Source organism: Sphingomonas sp. UYP23 (assembly GCF_054059235.1).
Window position 1 is genome coordinate 2,061,320 of record NZ_JBSSBX010000001.1, and the last position, 17,745, is coordinate 2,079,064.

The 17,745-nt window shown below is 67.2% G+C and carries 17 protein-coding genes, 1 tRNA gene and 1 pseudogene; 13 read left to right on the forward strand and 6 right to left on the reverse strand.

Annotation, left to right across the window (positions count from 1 at the left end):
- Positions 1-114 precede the first annotated feature (114 nt).
- Positions 115-603: pseudogene (locus tag ACVWYO_RS10185) on the reverse strand (TonB-dependent receptor plug domain-containing protein); the annotation flags it as partial.
- A 775-nt stretch (positions 604-1,378) separates the two neighbouring features.
- Between ACVWYO_RS10185 and ACVWYO_RS10190 the strand changes: the two are divergent.
- Both ACVWYO_RS10190 and ACVWYO_RS10195 read left to right on the forward strand, forming a co-directional pair.
- Complete coding sequence (locus tag ACVWYO_RS10190; RefSeq protein WP_457350468.1) at positions 1,379-1,858, forward strand: cupin domain-containing protein; 480 nt, start codon at positions 1,379-1,381, stop codon at positions 1,856-1,858.
- 29 nt (positions 1,859-1,887) lie between these two features.
- Positions 1,888-2,403, forward strand: coding sequence for a hypothetical protein (locus ACVWYO_RS10195; protein ID WP_457350470.1), 516 nt, complete (start codon positions 1,888-1,890; stop codon positions 2,401-2,403).
- A gap of 229 nt (positions 2,404-2,632) precedes the next feature.
- On the opposite strand, the gene ACVWYO_RS10200 is transcribed toward ACVWYO_RS10195, so the two are convergent.
- Positions 2,633-2,707 (reverse strand) — tRNA-Gly (locus ACVWYO_RS10200).
- Between the two features lie 193 nt (positions 2,708-2,900).
- Here ACVWYO_RS10200 and ACVWYO_RS10205 point away from each other — a divergent pair.
- Genes ACVWYO_RS10205 through ACVWYO_RS10215 form a run of 3 tightly spaced genes read left to right on the forward strand, consistent with a single transcriptional unit; the run spans position 2,901 to position 4,617 of the window.
- Complete coding sequence (locus ACVWYO_RS10205; RefSeq protein WP_457354935.1) at positions 2,901-3,797, forward strand: tetratricopeptide repeat protein; 897 nt, start codon at positions 2,901-2,903, stop codon at positions 3,795-3,797.
- A complete protein-coding gene (locus tag ACVWYO_RS10210; protein ID WP_457350472.1) occupies positions 3,794-4,420 on the forward strand; it encodes an LON peptidase substrate-binding domain-containing protein in 627 nt (208 codons plus the stop codon). Before ACVWYO_RS10205 ends, ACVWYO_RS10210 begins: the two co-directional genes overlap by 4 nt.
- On the forward strand, positions 4,417-4,617 hold the full coding sequence (locus ACVWYO_RS10215; protein ID WP_457350474.1) for a hypothetical protein: 201 nt from the start codon (positions 4,417-4,419) through the stop codon (positions 4,615-4,617). Before ACVWYO_RS10210 ends, ACVWYO_RS10215 begins: the two co-directional genes overlap by 4 nt.
- A gap of 311 nt (positions 4,618-4,928) precedes the next feature.
- Here ACVWYO_RS10215 and ACVWYO_RS10220 read toward each other — a convergent pair whose 3' ends face one another.
- Positions 4,929-6,146: a UbiH/UbiF/VisC/COQ6 family ubiquinone biosynthesis hydroxylase gene (locus ACVWYO_RS10220; RefSeq protein WP_457350476.1), complete on the reverse strand. Its 1,218-nt coding sequence runs from the start codon at positions 6,144-6,146 to the stop codon at positions 4,929-4,931.
- Positions 6,147-6,259: 113 nt separating this feature from the next.
- On the opposite strand from ACVWYO_RS10220, the gene ACVWYO_RS10225 reads away from it, so the two are divergent.
- From ACVWYO_RS10225 to ribA, 4 genes are all read left to right on the forward strand, one after another.
- Positions 6,260-8,572 (forward strand): DNA translocase FtsK 4TM domain-containing protein, encoded by a 2,313-nt coding sequence (locus tag ACVWYO_RS10225; protein ID WP_457350478.1) that lies wholly within the window; start codon positions 6,260-6,262, stop codon positions 8,570-8,572.
- A gap of 79 nt (positions 8,573-8,651) precedes the next feature.
- On the forward strand, positions 8,652-9,263 hold the full coding sequence (locus ACVWYO_RS10230) for a LolA family protein (protein WP_457350480.1): 612 nt from the start codon (positions 8,652-8,654) through the stop codon (positions 9,261-9,263).
- 224 nt (positions 9,264-9,487) lie between these two features.
- Entirely contained in the window at positions 9,488-10,282 is a 795-nt protein-coding gene (locus ACVWYO_RS10235) for an exodeoxyribonuclease III (RefSeq protein ID WP_457350482.1), read from the forward strand.
- Positions 10,279-11,379: a GTP cyclohydrolase II gene (ribA, locus tag ACVWYO_RS10240; protein ID WP_457350484.1), complete on the forward strand. Its 1,101-nt coding sequence runs from the start codon at positions 10,279-10,281 to the stop codon at positions 11,377-11,379. Before ACVWYO_RS10235 ends, ribA begins: the two co-directional genes overlap by 4 nt.
- On the opposite strand, the gene ACVWYO_RS10245 is transcribed toward ribA, so the two are convergent.
- A complete protein-coding gene (locus tag ACVWYO_RS10245) occupies positions 11,376-12,038 on the reverse strand; it encodes an HAD family hydrolase (protein ID WP_457350486.1) in 663 nt (220 codons plus the stop codon). The genes ribA and ACVWYO_RS10245 overlap by 4 nt on opposite strands.
- Positions 12,035-12,703, reverse strand: coding sequence for a YggS family pyridoxal phosphate-dependent enzyme (locus ACVWYO_RS10250; RefSeq protein ID WP_457350488.1), 669 nt, complete (start codon positions 12,701-12,703; stop codon positions 12,035-12,037). The genes ACVWYO_RS10245 and ACVWYO_RS10250 overlap by 4 nt, the downstream gene beginning before the upstream one ends.
- A 76-nt stretch (positions 12,704-12,779) precedes the next feature.
- Here ACVWYO_RS10250 and ACVWYO_RS10255 point away from each other — a divergent pair, with 76 nt between their 5' ends.
- Entirely contained in the window at positions 12,780-13,226 is a 447-nt protein-coding gene (locus ACVWYO_RS10255; RefSeq protein WP_457350490.1) for a thiamine phosphate synthase, read from the forward strand.
- 6 nt (positions 13,227-13,232) lie between these two features.
- Here ACVWYO_RS10255 and ACVWYO_RS10260 read toward each other — a convergent pair whose 3' ends face one another.
- Complete coding sequence (locus ACVWYO_RS10260; RefSeq protein WP_457350492.1) at positions 13,233-13,898, reverse strand: hypothetical protein; 666 nt, start codon at positions 13,896-13,898, stop codon at positions 13,233-13,235.
- A gap of 315 nt (positions 13,899-14,213) precedes the next feature.
- On the opposite strand from ACVWYO_RS10260, the gene ACVWYO_RS10265 reads away from it, so the two are divergent.
- From ACVWYO_RS10265 to lptE, 3 genes are read left to right on the forward strand one after another with little or no spacing between them, the layout of a single operon-like run.
- Positions 14,214-14,675, forward strand: coding sequence for a DUF3576 domain-containing protein (locus tag ACVWYO_RS10265; protein WP_457350494.1), 462 nt, complete (start codon positions 14,214-14,216; stop codon positions 14,673-14,675).
- A gap of 12 nt (positions 14,676-14,687) precedes the next feature.
- Entirely contained in the window at positions 14,688-17,240 is a 2,553-nt protein-coding gene (leuS, locus tag ACVWYO_RS10270) for a leucine--tRNA ligase (protein WP_457350496.1), read from the forward strand.
- On the forward strand, positions 17,237-17,740 hold the full coding sequence (lptE, locus tag ACVWYO_RS10275; RefSeq protein WP_457350498.1) for an LPS assembly lipoprotein LptE: 504 nt from the start codon (positions 17,237-17,239) through the stop codon (positions 17,738-17,740). Before leuS ends, lptE begins: the two co-directional genes overlap by 4 nt.
- Positions 17,741-17,745 lie beyond the last annotated feature (5 nt).

Sequence of the window (17,745 nt, forward strand, 5' to 3'; positions counted from 1 at the left end):
CAACAGATGTGCGTTTGCCGTCCCGCCGTCGCCCGCACCGGTGATACGGTAATTGGCATTGGCCTCGATGCCCGAGAAATCTTTCTTCATCACGAAATTGACGACGCCCGAGATCGTATCGGAGCCATACACTGCCGAACGTCCGCCGCTGACGATGTCGACGCGTTCGATCAAGCCGGTGGGGATGGTGTTGAGATCGACGATCTGGTTCGAGTCGTATGAAACGTAGCGGCGTCCATCGACGAGCACGAGCGTGCGCGTCGCGCCGAGCCCGCGCAGATCGGCGGTCGCGACGCCGCCGCCGGGATTGTTCGAGGCACCCGTCGTGCTCGGGATGAGCTGCGGCAGATCCTTGAGCACGCCCTCGATGTTGATCTGGCCCGTCAGCGCGAGCTCCTTGGCGGAGATCACCGAGATCGGCGAGGATTGCTGCAGGTCGGGCCGGGCGATGCGCGATCCGGTGACGACGATGTCGGTTGGGGCGGTATCCGCGGCCGTTGGATTGGTGCCGGCATCCACAGTGCTTGTCTGTGCGAGAAGCGTGCCGGGAAAGATCACCGCAAGCGTGGTCGTCAAAAGTCTTACAACACTCTTTGTTCGCATGGCGTATCCAATGTGAGAGGAACGCAGACGCTCAGTTCTGCTCGCACAAGGATGTCCGGCAAGTCGCTTTGATCATCAGCCGATAAAGCCGGTGTTTCATGATAACTCTGCAATTTGTACGATTACGGTCACAGATTGTTTATAAACATTATGAATTGTTTCAGAGTGTATGGGAACATGTAGATGTAGCACGTCGGGGCGCTTGCTTGTCGGGGTCACATACGGGCCAAACGGGTCTGCCTTTGGCCGGATGCGTGGACGACGCCCGCGCTGGGGGCGGTGAAATCGAATCCGAAGGCTGCAGTCGGCGAACGGACAGACGCCCCTGGGTGGCGCGTCGGCCATGGCGATGGTCGCGCTGCCGATCGCGCCGAGGTCGAGCGGATCGGTTGCGATTGCCGCAGTCCTCAGGGACTGGGCCGTACGGTGGACGTAGGACCGGTGATACGATGCCGCGCCGGTCACGATGGACGGCCGGAACGGCGGCTTCCATCGCGGTTCGCCCGCCGACACCGATGCATCTGTCGTCGACGAAGAAAACGCCCTGATGCGCGATGAGCAGCGGCTTGACGCCGCTGGAGCCGGCGACTCTCGCTGCCGGACGGACGGACGGACGGACGGACGGGCGGCGTGGCTGGCGCTGTCTCGAAACGCTTGCGACGCGTAGATTCCGAGGCTGTCGGATCGCAATGGCCTGCGAGATAGCCGCATGGCGGCACGTCACGCGGCCCGTTTGGCGGGTGCGCCATAGGCGATGCGCTCGAGGAGACGAACGATGGCCGGCACGGATTCACGGATCAAAGACGTCGGGCCACAGCCGCAGGCGTTCGACCTCGAAAGCGCTACGCGGGACAATGCCGCGTATCGTTCCGTCGCGTGGAGTGGCCGCTATCTGCAGGTGACGCTGATGTCGATCCCGGTCGGGGGCGATGTCGGTCTCGAGGCGCACCCCCAGACCGACCAGTTCCTGCGCCTCGAGTCAGGCCATGGCCGCGTGCAGATGGGCGCTGCCAAGGACAGGCTGACCTTCGAGAAAAACGTTTCGGACGGCTGGTGTGTGCTCGTTTCGGCGGGGACGTGGCACAACATCACCAATACCGGCGCGACGCCGATGCAGCTTTATACCGTCTATGCCCCTGCGCATCATCGGCCGGACGCCGTTCAGGCGACCGCAGCGGCGGCCAGGGCAGACCGCGGTGACGAACCGGCCGCCTGGTCCGTGCAACCGGAGCATACAGCAGACACGCACGGTTGAACGCGACCATGCGCAAGCTCCGGATCGACATGGCCGGGCGGCGCTATGCGCGGCTTCTGGGCGTGGATTTTTCGCACACGGATCGGCATGGGCACTGCCATTGGCTGTTCGCCTGCGATTGCGGCACCCTGATCGTCGCCCATGGCGGCAACGTACGGCGCGGAAGCACCACGAGTTGCGGTTGCAGACACCGCGAGATCAGCGCCGCGCGGCTGCGCACGCATGGCGACCGCGCTGCCAAGCGGCATGCGCCGACCTACCGTGCGTGGCAGGCGATGAAGAGCCTGTGCACCAATCCAAAGGTCAGCGGCTATCCGCAATGCGGCGGCCGCGGGATTGCGGTCGCCGTGCGGTGGCGAGACGACTTCCCCGCATTTCTGGCGGATATGGGCGAACGCCCGGCCGGAATGACGCTCAGGCGAGACGACGCCCAGTGCGATTTCGGCCCGAACGCCTGTCATTGGGCGGTGGTGCCGAGCCGCGCCGAGCGGGCTGCGCAGTCCTGGACGCGTCGTCACGCGGAAACGAAGGGAGGCGGCGCATAGCTGCCTGGTGACACGCATGCTGTGCCGACGCGCGACGACGCAACGGCTTTGCGGACGCTGCATCAGTCCGGAGATCGAACCCCAAACCGGACGAATTTCAAAGTGCCGCGCAGCAGTGCCGAAAACCACGAAGCCCGTCTTTGGTGCGAACCCAATGCGGACCAAGGCCGATACAGATCTGATGTGCAAGGCGGCTTACGCTGTAAGCCGCAGTTCTCCCGTGGAAAACTGGAGCGGGCGAAGGGATTCGAACCCTCGACCCCAACCTTGGCAAGGTTGTGCTCTACCCCTGAGCTACGCCCGCTCTGGCGTTTACGGCCCAATCAGTCGTTGACTGGGCGGGTAAGGTGGCGGGCTCTAACAGCGACTTTCACACTCGGCAACCCCCTTATCGCGATCATGTGCAGATCGTTGAGAAAAGGGTTGGCTTCGCAGGCCGAGCGCCCACATAAGACCCACACGCCACAATATTGGAGCGACACTTGGCCACCCTGGGAATGAGCGCCGCCGAACGCGAGGCCGTCGAGAGCTTCCGCCGCGACGTCGTCGAGCCGTCGATGACCAAGCTCGTCGTGATCGATTTCTGGGCGGAATGGTGCGGGCCGTGCAAGGCGTTGACGCCCTTGCTCGAGAAGGTCGCCGCCGCTTATGCCGACAAGGGCGTGCTGCTCGCCAAGGTCGACACCGACAAGAATCAGTTCATCGCCGCGCAATTCCAGATCAAGTCGATCCCCACCGTCTATGCGATGTTCCAGGGGCAGCTCGTCGCCGACCTGACGCCCGCCCGTACCGAGACGCAGCTGCGCACGATGCTCGACCAGTTGCTCAAACAATTGCCGCTCGAAAGCGAGGCGGCGAGTCTGGAGGCCGAGCTCGAGCCGCTGATCGCGATGGGCGAGCAAGTGCTCGTCGAAGGCGATGCCGAGCGCGCGCTGAGCGTGTTTGCGCAATTGAGCGAAATGGCGCCCGAGCATCCCGCGGTGCTGTCGGGCATGGTGCGCGCGCTGGTCGCTGCGGGGCGGGCCGACGAGGCCGAGGCGGCGATCGCTGCGCTCCCCGAGGAGATCGCCAAGCTTCCCGAGATCGAGCGCGCGCGCACCGCTCTGGCGCTGGCGCGCGAAGTGCAGCCGGTCGATGATCTGGCGGGGCTCGCCGCTGAGGTCGCTGCGAACCCCGAGAATTACGAGAAACGCTTCGAACTCGCCGGCGGGCAGATGGCGGCGGGAGACCGCGATGCCGCGGCCGACACGCTGCTCGCGATGATCGCCGCCGACCGGACATGGAACGAAGGCGCGGCGCGGACGCAGTTGCTCAAGATCTTCGAGGTCGTCGGGCTCGAGGATCCGTGGGTCTCGGCGCAGCGGCGGAAACTCTCGGCGATCCTGTTCGGATGACGATCACGCGGCTCTCGATCTTTCCGCTGCCCGGCGCGCTGCTGTTTCCGGGCATGCATCTGCCGCTGCACATCTTCGAGCCGCGCTATCGTGCGATGATCTCGGACGCGATGGCGCGCGACCGGCGGATCGGCATGGTCCAGCCGCGGCCCAACGTGCCGGCGCGGCCCGACAAGCCGCCGCTGTTCGAGATCGGCTGCGTCGGCAAGATCGCCGAGTTCGAGGCGAGCGAGGATGGGCGCTACAATCTGATCCTCGAGGGGCTGTCGTTGTTCCGCATCGTGCGCGAGCTCGACGTGACGACGGCGTTCCGCCAGGTCGAGGCCGAGCTGATCGCGGGGCCAAGCGAGCCCGAGATCCTGTCGCTGTCGCGCCGTTCGGCGCTCGAGAGCGAATCGCGCGCCTTTGCCGATGCGCAGGGCTATGCGGTCGATTGGGATGCGGTGACGCGGCTCGACGACGAGGCTTTGGTCAACGGCATCGCGCAGATCGCGCCGTTCGACGTGGCGGCGAAGCAGGCGGTGCTCGAAGCCGGGCGGATCGAGGATCGCGCCGAGTTGATCATCCAGCTGATGCAGTTCTTCGGACGCCACGACGGCGAGGATTCGGTCACGCTGCAATGAAGGACGCCGCGAAGCGCAAGGGCCGCGTCGGCGGCGCGGCGATGATGATCGGGATGTTCTTCGCGACGCTGTTCGATCCGAAGAAGGGCGCGGCGATCGTGCATATTGATACGCAGCGGCGAATCGGCAGCGAGAGCGATCGAATCGCGGCGACGGCGAGTTCGCCTCCCGCTGATTTGCGGCCGGTGCGCGACTGATCGGGCGCGTCTCGCGGTTCGTCGGTGGATTGGTTCGCGCAGAGGCGCGGAGGACGCAGAGCGGTTGCTCACTAGTTCCGGGTCGGCACCCCTATCGCACTTTCTGTATCGCGTCCCCGGCGAAGGCCGGGGCCCAAAAGTAGCATGCTCCCTGCTCGCACGGTGAGCGCGACCAGCTTGGCCATATCGACTGGGCCCCGGCCTTCGCCGGGGAAGCGCTATGCGGGTCGAGCGCGCACCCTGGCAACGCGCCCTCTGCGTCCTCCGCGCCTCCGCGCGAACCCAATCGACGCCGTAACGCGCGTTGCCGCCTAAACCGTCATCCCCTGCAGCAGCTTCGGCACATCCCCGCTCTCGCCGCGTGCCTCGGCGATGAAGCGCCGCTTGAGCGGCGGCACGCGCTGCACTGCCGACAGCCCCATCCGCCGCACGGCATTGGCGGTCTTGCCGGGAATGCCGAACAGCCGCGTCAAGCCATCGGTCGCCGCCGCCACCATGAAGGTGTCGAGGCTGCGCCAGCGGTCGTAGCGCGCGAGCAGCTGCGGGTCGCCGAGGTCGAGCCCGGTGCGCTTGCCCTCGACGAGTACCTCGACCAGCGTCGCCACGTCGCGGAAGCCGACATTGACGCCCTGGCCGGCGATCGGATGGATGCCGTGCGCCGCATCGCCGACCAGCGCGAGCCGGTCTGAGACAATCCGGGCTGCATGGTGGAAGCCGAGCGGATAGCTCATGCGATTGCCGAGCGGCCCGAGCTTGCCGAGAAACCCGCCGATCCGCTTGTCCGCCTCGGCGAGCCAGCCGCGATCGGACAGCTTCATCATCCCCGGCGCCTGATCATGCGTCACCGACCAGACGATGCACGAGCGATGTCCCTGTTCGTCGTCGTTGAGCGGCAGGATCGCGAACGGGCCGTCGGGATAGAAGATCTCGAACGCGATGTTCTCGTGGCTATGTTCGTGGTGCAGCGAGGTGACGATCGCGGCATTGTCGTAGGTCCAGCGTGCGACGCGCAGGCCCGCTGCCTCCCGCGTCGGCGAATTGCGGCCCTCGGCGGCGATCAGCAGCGGGGCCTTGATGACCGCACCCGAATCGAGCGTGACGGTGACGCCTGCCGCGCCGCGATCGACCGACACCGCGCGCGTCTGCATCCGCACGTCGACATTGGGAGCGGCCGAGGCCGCCTCGAACAGCGCCGCGCGCAGCTTGCGATTCTCGACCATATGGCCGAGCGCGCCGTCGCCCGCCTCGGGCTCGAAATCGAGCGCGCCGGGCTCGAGCCCGTCGCTGACGCGGATCCCCTGGATCGGGCAGGCGAACGGCGCGAGCCGGTCGGCGACGCCGATCGCCTGCAGCATCCGCCACGGCGCGCCAGCGATTGCCGAGGCGCGCCCGTCGAAACCGGCCGCGAGAATCACTGCCGGATCGGCGATGTCGATGACGATCGCGCTGAGCCCATGCGTGTCGAGCGCCACGGCGAGCGCGCTGCCGACGAGTCCGCCGCCGAGGATGATGACGTCTGCTGTGTCCATACCGCTGCTGTAGCGCCTCGTCCGGGCGCTCGCCAGCCCGCAAAGTCTTGACGCCGGGGCCGCCGCGCGCGATGAATCCGCAGCACAGACAGCGAACATCGGGACAAGAGATCATGGCGAGCCGCGCGCAGCCACCCTTATGGCGTGAGACCGTCAAGGCCGGCGCGGTGCGCAGCGGCGCATTGCTCGCGGCCATCACGCTCGTCGTGCTGGTTGTTTTGCTCGTCGTCGCGGTGGCGAGCTATCATGCGAGCGACCCCTCGCTCAACACCGCCTCGGGCGCCGCCGCGCGCAACTGGCTCGGCAAACCGGGCGCGCTCGTCGCCGATGGCGCGTTCTGGCTGCTCGGGCCCGGCGTCGTGCTGCTCTTGCCGACGGTGTTGCTCATTGCGTTGCGGCTGTGGCGCGGCGTCCCGGTCGGTCGCTGGCGGCTGATGCTCGGCGCCTCGCTGGGTGGGGTCGCGCTCGTCGGCACCGCGTTCGCGCTGATCTGGGCGGCGGCGGTACAATCGCTGCCGGCGGGGTATGGCGGCGCGGTCGGCCTCGGGCTGGCCGACGTGCTGCGCGCGCTGATCGGCCTGCTGCCCAATGCCAACGCCGTTGTATGGACGACGCGCGGGATTGCCGCGGTGCTCGGGCTCGCTGGGCTCGCGGCATGGGCGTACAGCTTCACGATCGACGTCAGCGAGCGGGCGCCGCGGATCGCGCGCGAACCCAAGCGGCTGACCGACCAGCGGCGCGACCGCGACGACGAGGCGGACGACGACGGCTTCGCGCCCGACCCGACCCCGCGCAAACTGTCGATGCCGCGCGCGCTCGCCAGCCCCGACGTGCGCCCCGGCCCGGTGATCGCCGACCGCGCGATGACGCCGGTGACGCTCGCCAAGCCGCGCGCGAAACAGACCTCGATGGATTTCGGCGACAAGTCGACGCTCCCCTCGCTCGACCTGCTCAACCCCGCGCCGCCAGCGGTCGGCGGCCCGGTCGACAAGGTCGCGCTCGATCGCAATGCGCGGCTGCTCGAGACCGTGCTGAGCGACTTCCACGTCAAGGGATCGATCATCAACGTGCGGCCGGGCCCGGTCGTGACGATGTACGAGCTCGAGCCAGCCCCCGGCATCAAGGCGAGCCGTGTGATCCAGCTCGCCGACGATATCGCGCGCAACATGTCGGCGGTGTCGGCGCGCGTCGCGACGATCCCCGGGCGCACGGTGATCGGTATCGAGCTCCCGAACGCCAAGCGCGAGACGGTGGGCCTGCGCGAGCTGATCGATTCGCTCGACGACCAGCCGGGCTCGCTGTCGCTGGTGCTCGGCAAGAATATCGCGGGCGATCCCGTCATCGCCGATCTCGCGCCGATGCCGCATCTGCTCGTCGCGGGCACCACCGGCTCGGGCAAGTCGGTCGGGCTCAACTGCATGATCCTATCGCTGCTCTACCGGCTCAAGCCCGAAGAGTGCCGGATGATCATGATCGATCCCAAGATGCTCGAACTGAGCATGTACGAGGACATCCCGCATCTCTACGCGCCGGTCGTGACCGATCCGTCCAAGGCGGTCCGCGCGCTGAAATGGACCGTCGAGCAGATGGAGGACCGCTATCGCCAGATGTCCTCGCTCGGCGTGCGGTCGCTGGCGAGCTTCAACGACAAGGTGCGCGCGGCCAAGGCGAAGGGCCAGCCGCTGGGGCGCAAGGTGCAGACCGGCTACGAGCCCGGCACCGGCGCGCCGATTTATGAGGAAGAGACGCTCGATTATCAGGTGCTGCCGCAGATCGTCGTGATCATCGACGAGCTCGCCGATCTGATGATGACCGCAGGGAAAGAAGTCGAATTCCTGATCCAGCGGTTGGCGCAGAAGGCGCGCGCGGCGGGCATCCATCTGATCATGGCGACGCAGCGTCCGTCGGTCGACGTCATCACCGGCGTGATCAAGGCAAACCTGCCGACGCGGATCAGCTTCCACGTCACCTCGAAGATCGATTCGCGCACGATTCTGGGCGAACAGGGCGCCGAGCAGCTGCTCGGCAAGGGAGACATGCTCTACATGCCCGGCGGCAAGGGCATAGTCCGCGTCCACGGTCCGTTCGTCTCGGACGACGAGGTGCGCGCCGTCACCGATCACTGGCGCGCGCAGGGGCAACCCGATTACAACCAGGCGATCACCGAGGAGCCCGAGGACGGCTTCGCGATGGATGGCGCGCCGACCGGCGAGGACACCGCCGAGGACCAGCAATATCGCACCGCGATCCAGCTCGTCGTCGAGAGCCAGAAGGCCTCGACCTCGTGGCTCCAGCGCCAGCTGCGCGTCGGCTACAACAGCGCGGCGCGGCTGATCGAGCGGATGGAGAAGGACGGCATCGTCGGTCGCCCCGACCATGTCGGACGTCGCGAAGTGTTGCGCGACCGCGACGGGAACCCGGTGTAAGGGAACCGGGCGTGCCGGCTTCGGTTCAGAGCGGGTTCAAGCCGCTTCGGGCTTAAGCGGCCGCGTCAGGAGAATATTCGTGTCCCTTCGTTACCCAACGCTTCTTGCCGCGCTCGCCGCGCCGGCCCTGGTGTCGGCCGCGCCCGTCGCCGACCTTTCGCTGGTGCAGAAGCATCTGCAATCGGTCGAGAGCATGACCGCTTCGTTCACGCAGACCGACCGCGCCGGCAAGGTGCTGACCGGCGTGCTGACGCTGAAGAAGCCCGGCAAGATCCGCTTCCAATATGAGAAGGGCGTGCCGATTCTGATCGTCGGCGACGGCAAGTCGCTGTGGTTCCTCGATTACTCGGTCGGGCAGAAGCAGCGCTGGCCGATCGGTGGCTCGCCGCTCGGCATCCTGCTCGACCCGTCGCGCGACATGCGCGGGATCGCGAGCGTGGTGCCGACGGGCAATCCCGAGACGGTCGCGGTCGATGCCGCTGACCCCAAGCATCCCGAATATGGCCGGATCAGCCTGGTGTTCGTGCGCAATGCGACGGCACCGGGCGGGCTGATGCTGCAGGGTTGGGTCGCGCTCGATTCGCAGAACAACCGCACGACGATTCGGCTGTCGAACCAGCGATTCAACGCGCCTGTGAGCAATTCGGCGTTCCAATGGCGCGATCCGACGCCCGCATCGGGCAGAAAATAACCCGCGCCTTGATCGGTTCATATTGGCGACAGGTTTGCAGCGGTAATGCGGTCTTGCGGATGTGAGGTGCTACCGGGATTTTTCCCCCTGTTGCCCGGACCCTTGCTTCCCGCCTGCGTGACGAACGCTAGGTCGGCCCTCGCTCCATGCCCCCGGAGCGGGGGCCTTTCCATGTCGGATAGCGGCGGGTGGCGCGGGACCCTTGCGATGGCTACAGCGCTGGCATGACGACACCGCTCAAGATCGTATCGTGGAACATCAATTCGGTCCGCTTCCGCCTCGACATCGTCGAGACATTCCTGCGCGAGATGGCCCCCGACATCCTGTGCCTCCAGGAAACCAAGGTGGTCGACCAGGATTTTCCGACCGACAGCTTCCGCGCGCTCGGCTACACCCACATCGTGCTGCACGGACAGAAGATGCATCACGGCGTCGCGATCCTGTCGAAGGTCCCGCTCGTCGCGGATGACCGCTTCGACTGGCAGGCCAATCAGGAGGCGCGGCATGTTGGGGTGCGGCTCGAATCGGGGATGCGGATCGAAAATGTCTACGTGCCCGCCGGCGGCGACGTGCCCGATCGCGCGGTGAACCCCAAATTCGGCCAGAAGCTCGATTTCCTCGAGCGGATGACGCAGTGGTCGCAAGGTCTGACCGTGCCGACGCTGCTCCTTGGCGACCTGAACATCGCGCCGCTCGAATCCGACGTGTGGAGCCACAAGCAGTTGCTCAAGACCGTCAGCCATACGCCGATCGAGGTTGCGGCGATGGACCGGCTCAAGGCGTCGAACAGTTGGGTTGATCTCGGGCGCCATTTCTTCCCGGCGCCGGCGCGGTTGCACACCTGGTGGAGCTATCGCTCGGTCGACTGGACGGTCAACGATCGCGGCCGGCGGCTCGACCATATGTGGGCGACCGCCGATGTTGCGGCCAAGGCGACGCGGCACCATGTCTATGAGGAATGCCGCAGCTGGCTCAAACCCTCCGACCATGTGCCGATCATGACCGAATTCGCGATATGACCCCTCCGATTGCTGGCCCGATTGCGGGCCCGATTGCTGGCGACGCGCACAAGACCGCGCTCGCGATCGATGCCTTGCGACGCGGCTGGCCGGTGGCGATCGCCGGGGCCGACGGGACGCTCGCCTTGTTGCCGATCGAGACCGCCGACCCGCCGCGGCTTGCGGCGTTCGACCCCGACGCGACCGCCCCGTTGCTGCTGTCCGCCGGGCGATCGGCGACGCTCAAGCTCGCCAACCAGCTCGAGGCGGCGGCGCCCGATGCCCCCGTGCTGGTCGAGCGCGTGCCGTGGATCGACTTCGCGATGGCGACCGCGCTCGCCGATCCGCAGTTCGATCTCGAAACGCCGATGAAGGGACCGTTCCGCGCGCTCCATCTCGCGGAGACCGAGGCCGGCGCGGCGGCGCTGCGCCTTGCGCGAATCGGCGGCGTGCTGCCGGCGTTCTTTGCACGCGCGGGCGAATCGGCTGCGTTGGTGCTGACGCCGGGCGATATCGACGCGCATGAGGACGCCGCGCGTCTCACCATCGCCACGCGCGCGCATCTGCCCGTGGTCGGCGCCGAAGATGCCGAGATCGTCGCCTTCCGCACGCCGGAAATGCCGGGCGAACATATCGCGCTGCTGATCGGCAAGCCCGACGGCCGCCCGCCGCTGGTGCGGTTGCACAGCGAATGCCTGACCGGCGACATGCTCGGCAGCCTCAAATGCGACTGCGGGCCGCAGCTACACGCCGCGATCGACGCGATTGCCGCGAGCGGCTGGGGGATCGTGCTGTATCTGCGCCAGGAAGGCCGCGGGATCGGGCTGATCAACAAACTCCGCGCCTATGCGCTGCAGGATCAAGGGTTCGACACGGTAGACGCCAATACGCGGCTTGGTTTCGCGGTCGATTCGCGCAATTTCGCGGTGGCGGCGCGGATGCTCGAGCTGCTCGGGCAGGTTTCGGTGCGGCTGCTGACCAACAATCCGCAGAAGGTCGCGCAGCTCGAGGGTGCCGGGATCAATGTGGTCGAGCGCGTGCCGCATGTCCTGCCGGCCAACCCGCACAACGAACGCTACCTCGCAACCAAGCGCGATCGCACCGGGCACCAATTCTAGGCGATAAGGCGCCGTATCCTGGCGAAATCGGTCGCGACGTCGTGCACTCCGATCGCGCGGAGCTTGTCGGCATGGTCGGGCCCGCAATGCGTCCCCCCGACGAAGCCGATGACATGCGCGCCTGAGGCGACCGCGCCGGTCGCACCGACCGGCGAATCCTCGACGATCACGCAGCGCGCGATATCGACGCCGAGCGCGGCGGCGGCGTGGAGATAGATGTCGGGCGCGGGCTTGCCGTTGACGACATGCTCCTTGCCCGAGAACAGCCGGTCGCCGAACGCATCGCGCAGGCCGATATGCTCGAGATGCCGCGCGATCCAGGCGGTCGAACTCGACGAAGCGATCGCCTTGGGCAGGCCCGGCGGCAGGTCGAGAATGAACTCCACCGCCCCCTCGACCGCGTCGATCCCCTCGCGCATCACGCGATCGTCCTCGGCGCGGCGCGCGGTGTGGAAATCGTCGGGGAGCGTGCGCCCGATCCAGCGCTCGACCGCGCCGATGAACGATGCGCCCGAGAGCCCCATGAAATTGGCGAACGAATCCGCCGCCGTCGTCGGATGGCCGATGCTCGTCAGATAGGCGGCGATCTGGCGATTGCCGACGGCTTCGCTTTCGATCAGCACGCCGTCGAAATCGAAGATGATGGCGTCGAAGGTCATGCGCGGCTTCCAAACAGAGCGGTGCCGACGCGGACATGCGTCGCGCCGAGCATCACCGCGGTTTCGTAATCGCCCGACATGCCCATGCTGAGCGCGTCGAGGCCGTGGTCGCGCGCGATCTTGGCGAGCAGTGCGAAATAGGGCGCGGCCTCGGTCTCGAGCGGCGGGACGGCCATCAGCCCGATGACCGGCAGCGCTGCGGCGCGCGCTTCGGCGAGCAGTGCGGGAAGGTCCGCGATCGGGCAACCGCCCTTTTGCGGCTCGTCGCCGATATCGACCTGGAGGAAGCAGTCGGGCCGCCGGTCGCGCTTGTCCATCGCGCGGCCGAGCGCGGTGACGAGCGAGGGGCGGTCGACCGAATGGATCACGTCGAACAGCGCGACGGCATCCTCGGCCTTGTTCGATTGCAACTGCCCGACGAGGTGGAGCGCGACACCCGGATAGGCGTCGCGCAGCGCGGGCCATTTGGCGTGCGCTTCCTGGACGCGATTCTCGCCGAACGCGCGCTGGCCGGCGAGGAGCAGGGGCTCGATCGCGTCGGCGGGCTTGGTCTTCGAGACGGCGATCAGCGTGACCGAATCGGGCTTGCGATCGGCAAGCGCGGCGGCGTGGGCGATCTTGGCCTGGACGGCGGCGAGCGCGGCGGTGGGGTCGTCGGTGGGCATTGGCGGCGCTATAGGCGCGACTATGCCCTCGCGTCACCCCAATAGCCGCATAGCGCGTGCGCCTACGCTCTGGCTGATGACCGACGAACGGATGGGGGCGGCGTTGTGGCCAGCGCTCGCCGCGCTGCCGCGCGGGAGCGGCGTCGTGTTCCGCCATGTCGCCACCGGAGCCGCCGAGCGTGCGGCGCTGTTCGCGCGCGTTGCGCAGATCGCACGGCGGCGGCGGCTCGTGCTGGTCGAGGGGGGAAGTGCCGCGCAACGCCGGGTGCTGCATCCGGCGCATTCGGTTCGCGAAGCCATCGCCGCGCGGCGCGCCGGTGCGCGGCTGGTGCTGGTCTCGCCGGTCTATCCGACGCGGACGCATCCCGGCGCGGCCGCGCTGGGCCCGCTCCGCGCCGCGGCGATCGCGCGCGCGGCAGGGCTCCCCGCGATCGCGCTCGGGGGGATGACGCGCGCGCGGTTCAAACGGATGACGGCACTCGGCTTTGTCGGCTGGGCAGCGATTGACGGGCTGACGCCCTGAGTCGGATCAGAAGCGGAACGCCGTCCCGACATAGACGGCCTGGCTGTCGCGGCGCGTCGGATCGGCAGCAGGCTGCTCGATCAGGCGGTCACGCTCGGCCTTGTAGCGCACGCCGGCGGTGACATCGATCCGCCGCGTCAGCGCATAAGAGCCGCCGACGTCGATCGAATAGGCCGGGGCATCCTCGATCAGCTTGGGGGCGCCGGGGAGCGGACGATCGGTTGCGGCCTTCACGCGGCCGGTGAAGCGGTTGCCGGTATAGCTCACGCCGAGATCTGCCGCCTCGCGACCGCCGGGCAGCCCGGCGAGATCGACCTTCGACACATCGCCCGAAACCGCGAAGCGCTTCCAGCCGACTGCCACGCCGAGATTGTAGGCGATCGGCGTCAAACTGGTGGTCGAGGCCGGAACCGGCGCGGTGCGATCGACCACGGCGATGCCGCGCGCCGAGCGCGCGCGAATCGCGACGGTCACCGGATGTGCGCCATCACCGCGCGCGTCGGACGGGGTGAAGCGGAAACCGCTGGTATCGAAACCGCCCCGCGCGAAGATCGCAGCGAGCCGGGGATCGGCCGAAGCCGGCGTGAATGAACCGATGCCACGCACGAACACGGGGCGCTTCGCGGCAAAGCGTGCCGCCGGCGATTCGCTCGCGCCAAGTGCGGGAGCCACGGCACAGCCGAGGGCGACGAGCGACCCCACAGCAATCCCGGACAACCAACGAGCAGACAACACGTGCAACCCCTCTGTGCGTGCCTCGATCGGCATCGCTTATCTGACAACGCGCCTATCATGATTCAATTCCGTCGTGCCACTGTAATGGCGCAATTTCTTCAAAGAGTGTCACTAAGGACACACCTTGCGATAGGCCGCGCTTAACGGCGCAGCCTCGCAGAGGATCCGCGCCGGAGGTGTTGCTTGCGGCGAACGTGCAACATTCTATAGATACCGCCACTCCCAAGTCTCCGTTTTGCTCAGGAACCGCCGATGATCCGCCGCTCAGGCACCGCGCCCCGCACCCTTTTCGTGGTTTCATGCGCGCTTGCCGCAACGCTGTCGCTCGGCGCCTGCGGCCATAAGGGCGGGCGCCCGGTCAATGCCGATCTCGCCGCGTCGAAGGTCACCACGATCGGCGTCAACGCCTATCTGTGGCGCGCGAGCCTCGACACGCTGAGCTTCATGCCGCTGCTGCAGACCGATTCGAACGGCGGCGTGATCGTGACCGACTGGTACATCAATCCGGCCGCCCCTTCGGAGCGCGTCAAGGTGACGGTGACGATCCTCGACCAGGATCTGCGCGCCGATGGCCTTCGCGTCGCCGCGCTCCGCCAGATCAACCAGGGCGGCCAGTGGGTTGCGGCCCCGGTCCAGGCGGCAACGGTGCAGAAGCTCGAGGACATCATCCTGACCAAGGCGCGTGATCTGCGTCGCGCCGCCGTCGCGGGCTGAGGCAGCACTCTTATGGCGTCACGCTTCAATGCGCTGAAGGCGGACGCGGCTTGGCAGAAGGTGTGGGACGACCGCGCCACCTTCGCCGCGGACGATAGTTCGACCAAGCCGCGCTCCTATGTGCTCGAGATGTTCCCCTATCCATCGGGGAAGATCCACATGGGGCATGTCCGCAACTACACGATGGGCGACGTGCTCGCGCGCTATCGGCGGATGACGGGCATGGAAGTGCTCCACCCGATGGGGTGGGACGCGTTCGGCATGCCCGCCGAGAATGCCGCGATGGAAAAGGGCGTCCACCCCGGCGGCTGGACGCGCGACAATATCGCGACGATGAAGGCGCAGCTCAAGCGTCTCGGCTTTGCGCTCGACTGGAGCCGCGAGCTCGCGACGTGCGAGCCCGACTATTACGGGCACGAGCAGGCGCTGTTCCTCGACCTGTTCGCAGCTGGCCTCGTCTATCGCAAGGAAAGCTCGGTCAACTGGGATCCGGTCGACATGACCGTGCTCGCCAACGAGCAGGTCATCGATGGCCGCGGCTGGCGCTCGGGCGCGCTGGTCGAGCGGCGCAAGCTGTCGCAATGGTTTCTCAAGATCACCGACTTTGCCGACGAGCTGCTCGAGGGCCTCGATGGGCTCGAGCATTGGCCCGACAAGGTCAAGCTGATGCAGGAGAATTGGATCGGGCGCAGCCAGGGGCTGCAGTTCCGTTTCACGCTGTCCGACGGCGGCGCGGTGGAAGTGTTCACCACGCGCCCCGACACGATCTTCGGCTCGAGCTTCGTCGCGGTCGCCGCCGATCATCCGATCGCGCAGGCGCTCGCCGCCGAGAATCCCGCTGCGGCCGACTTCATCGCGCTGTGCAAGCGCGGCGGCACCACCGCAGCCGAGCTCGATACGCAGGAGAAGCTCGGCTTCGACACCGGCCTCACCGCGGCGCATCCGTTCGATCCCGCGTGGCAGCTGCCGGTCTACATCGCCAATTTCGTGCTGATGGAATACGGTACCGGTGCGGTGTTCGGCGTGCCCGCGCACGACCAGCGCGATCTCGATTTTGCGCGGAAATACGACCTGCCGGTGCGCCGCGTCGTCTCCGACGGTGACGTGACCGACGCGGTGTTCGAGGGCACCGAAGCCGCAACCGGGCCGGGCACGCTCGTCAACTCGCACTTCCTCGACGGCATGGACGTCGAGGATGCCAAGCGTGCGGTCATCACCCGCGCCGAAGGCGAAGGCTGGGGCACCGGATCGACCGTATTCCGCCTGCGCGACTGGGGCGTCAGCCGTCAGCGCTATTGGGGCACGCCGATCCCGATCATCCATTGCGACGCCTGCGGCGCGGTGGCGGTGCCCAAGGACCAGCTCCCCGTCGTGCTGCCCGAGGACGTGTCGTTCGATATCCCCGGCAATCCGCTCGACCGCCATCCGACCTGGAAGCATGTCGCGTGCCCGTCGTGCGGTGGTGAAGCGCGGCGCGAGACCGATACGCTCGACACTTTCGTCGATTCGTCGTGGTACTTCATCCGCTTCGCCAGCCAGCCCAAGGACAAGCCGTTCGACCGCGACGTCGCCGAAAAGTGGCTGCCCGTCGCGCAATATATCGGCGGGGTCGAGCATGCGATCCTGCATCTGCTCTACGCGCGTTTCTGGACGCGGGCGCTGAAGCATATCGGGTTGCTCGACGTCGCCGAGCCTTTTGCCGGGCTGTTCACGCAAGGCATGGTCACGCACGAGACCTATAGCCGCCAGATCACCGAACTCGGCAGCGACGGCGTCGACAGCATCACCAAGCCGCTATGGCTGTCGCTCGACGACATCGTGCGCAACGGCGACGGCTGGACCGAGAAAGCCACCGGCGAGGCGGTCACCGTCGGCCGTGTCGAGAAGATGTCGAAGTCGAAGAAGAACACCGTCGATCCGACCGGCATCGTCGATCAGTACGGCGCCGACGCGACGCGCTGGTTCATGCTGTCCGATTCGCCGCCCGAGCGCGATCTGCCGTGGAGCGAGAGCGGGATCGAAGGGTCGTGGCGCTTCATCCAGCGGCTGTGGCGGCTGTTCGACGGCGAGCGCGCCGGGGAGGGCGGCGCGAAGAACGCCGCGCTCGACCGCAAGCTGCACCAGAGCATCGCCGGCATCGCGCTCGATATCGAGGCGCTGAGCTTCAACAAGGCGGTCGCCAAACTGTACGAGCTGACCGCCGCGATCGAACGCGCCGAGCCCTCGGCGTCGCGCGATACGGCGATCGCGACGCTGATGCGGCTCGTCGCACCGATGGCGCCGCATCTCGCCGAAGAGGCATGGGTGGCTGCCGGCAATCAGGGCCTGATCGCCGACGCGCCCTGGCCCGCGGTCGATGCCGCGCTGCTGGTCGAGGACGAAGTCACCATCGCGGTGCAGGTCAACGGCAAGCTGCGCGACACGCTGACGCTCCCCAAGGGGCATCCGAGCGATGCGGTCGAGGCCGCCGCGCTCGCGTCGGACAAGATCGTCCGCATCCTCGAAGGCAAAGCGCCGCGGAAGGTCATCGTCGTGCCCGATCGTCTCGTGAACATCGTCGCATGATGCGCCGTCTTGCCCTCGTCGTGCCGTTCGCCGCGCTCGCGCTGGCGGGCTGCGGCCTGCATCCGCTCTATTCGGGCGGCGGTTCGGGTGCGGTCGCGGGCGGGCTGACGCAGATCGAGGTCGGTCCGATCGAGGGCAAGTCGGGCTGGCTGATGAGCAATGCGCTGCGCGACCGGCTCCACGCGCAGGCGAGCCCGCGCTACCGGCTCGAGATCAAGCTCGACGATCAGATCACCGGGCTTGGCGTCAATCGCGACAACTCGATCTCGCGCGAGCGCCGCACGCTGCGCGCGCGCTATCAGCTGGTCGACCTGTCGAACGGGTCGGTGCTGCTCGATGCGACCGCCGGCTCCGACGCCGGCATCGACGCGGTCAATTCGGAATATGCGACGATCGCTGCCGAGGACACAGCGCTCGAACGGCTGTCGCAGATCGTCGCCGATCAAATCGTCGCGCGCGTCGCCACCTATGTGCAGCGTACCGCGCCCGAGCCGCGCTGATATGC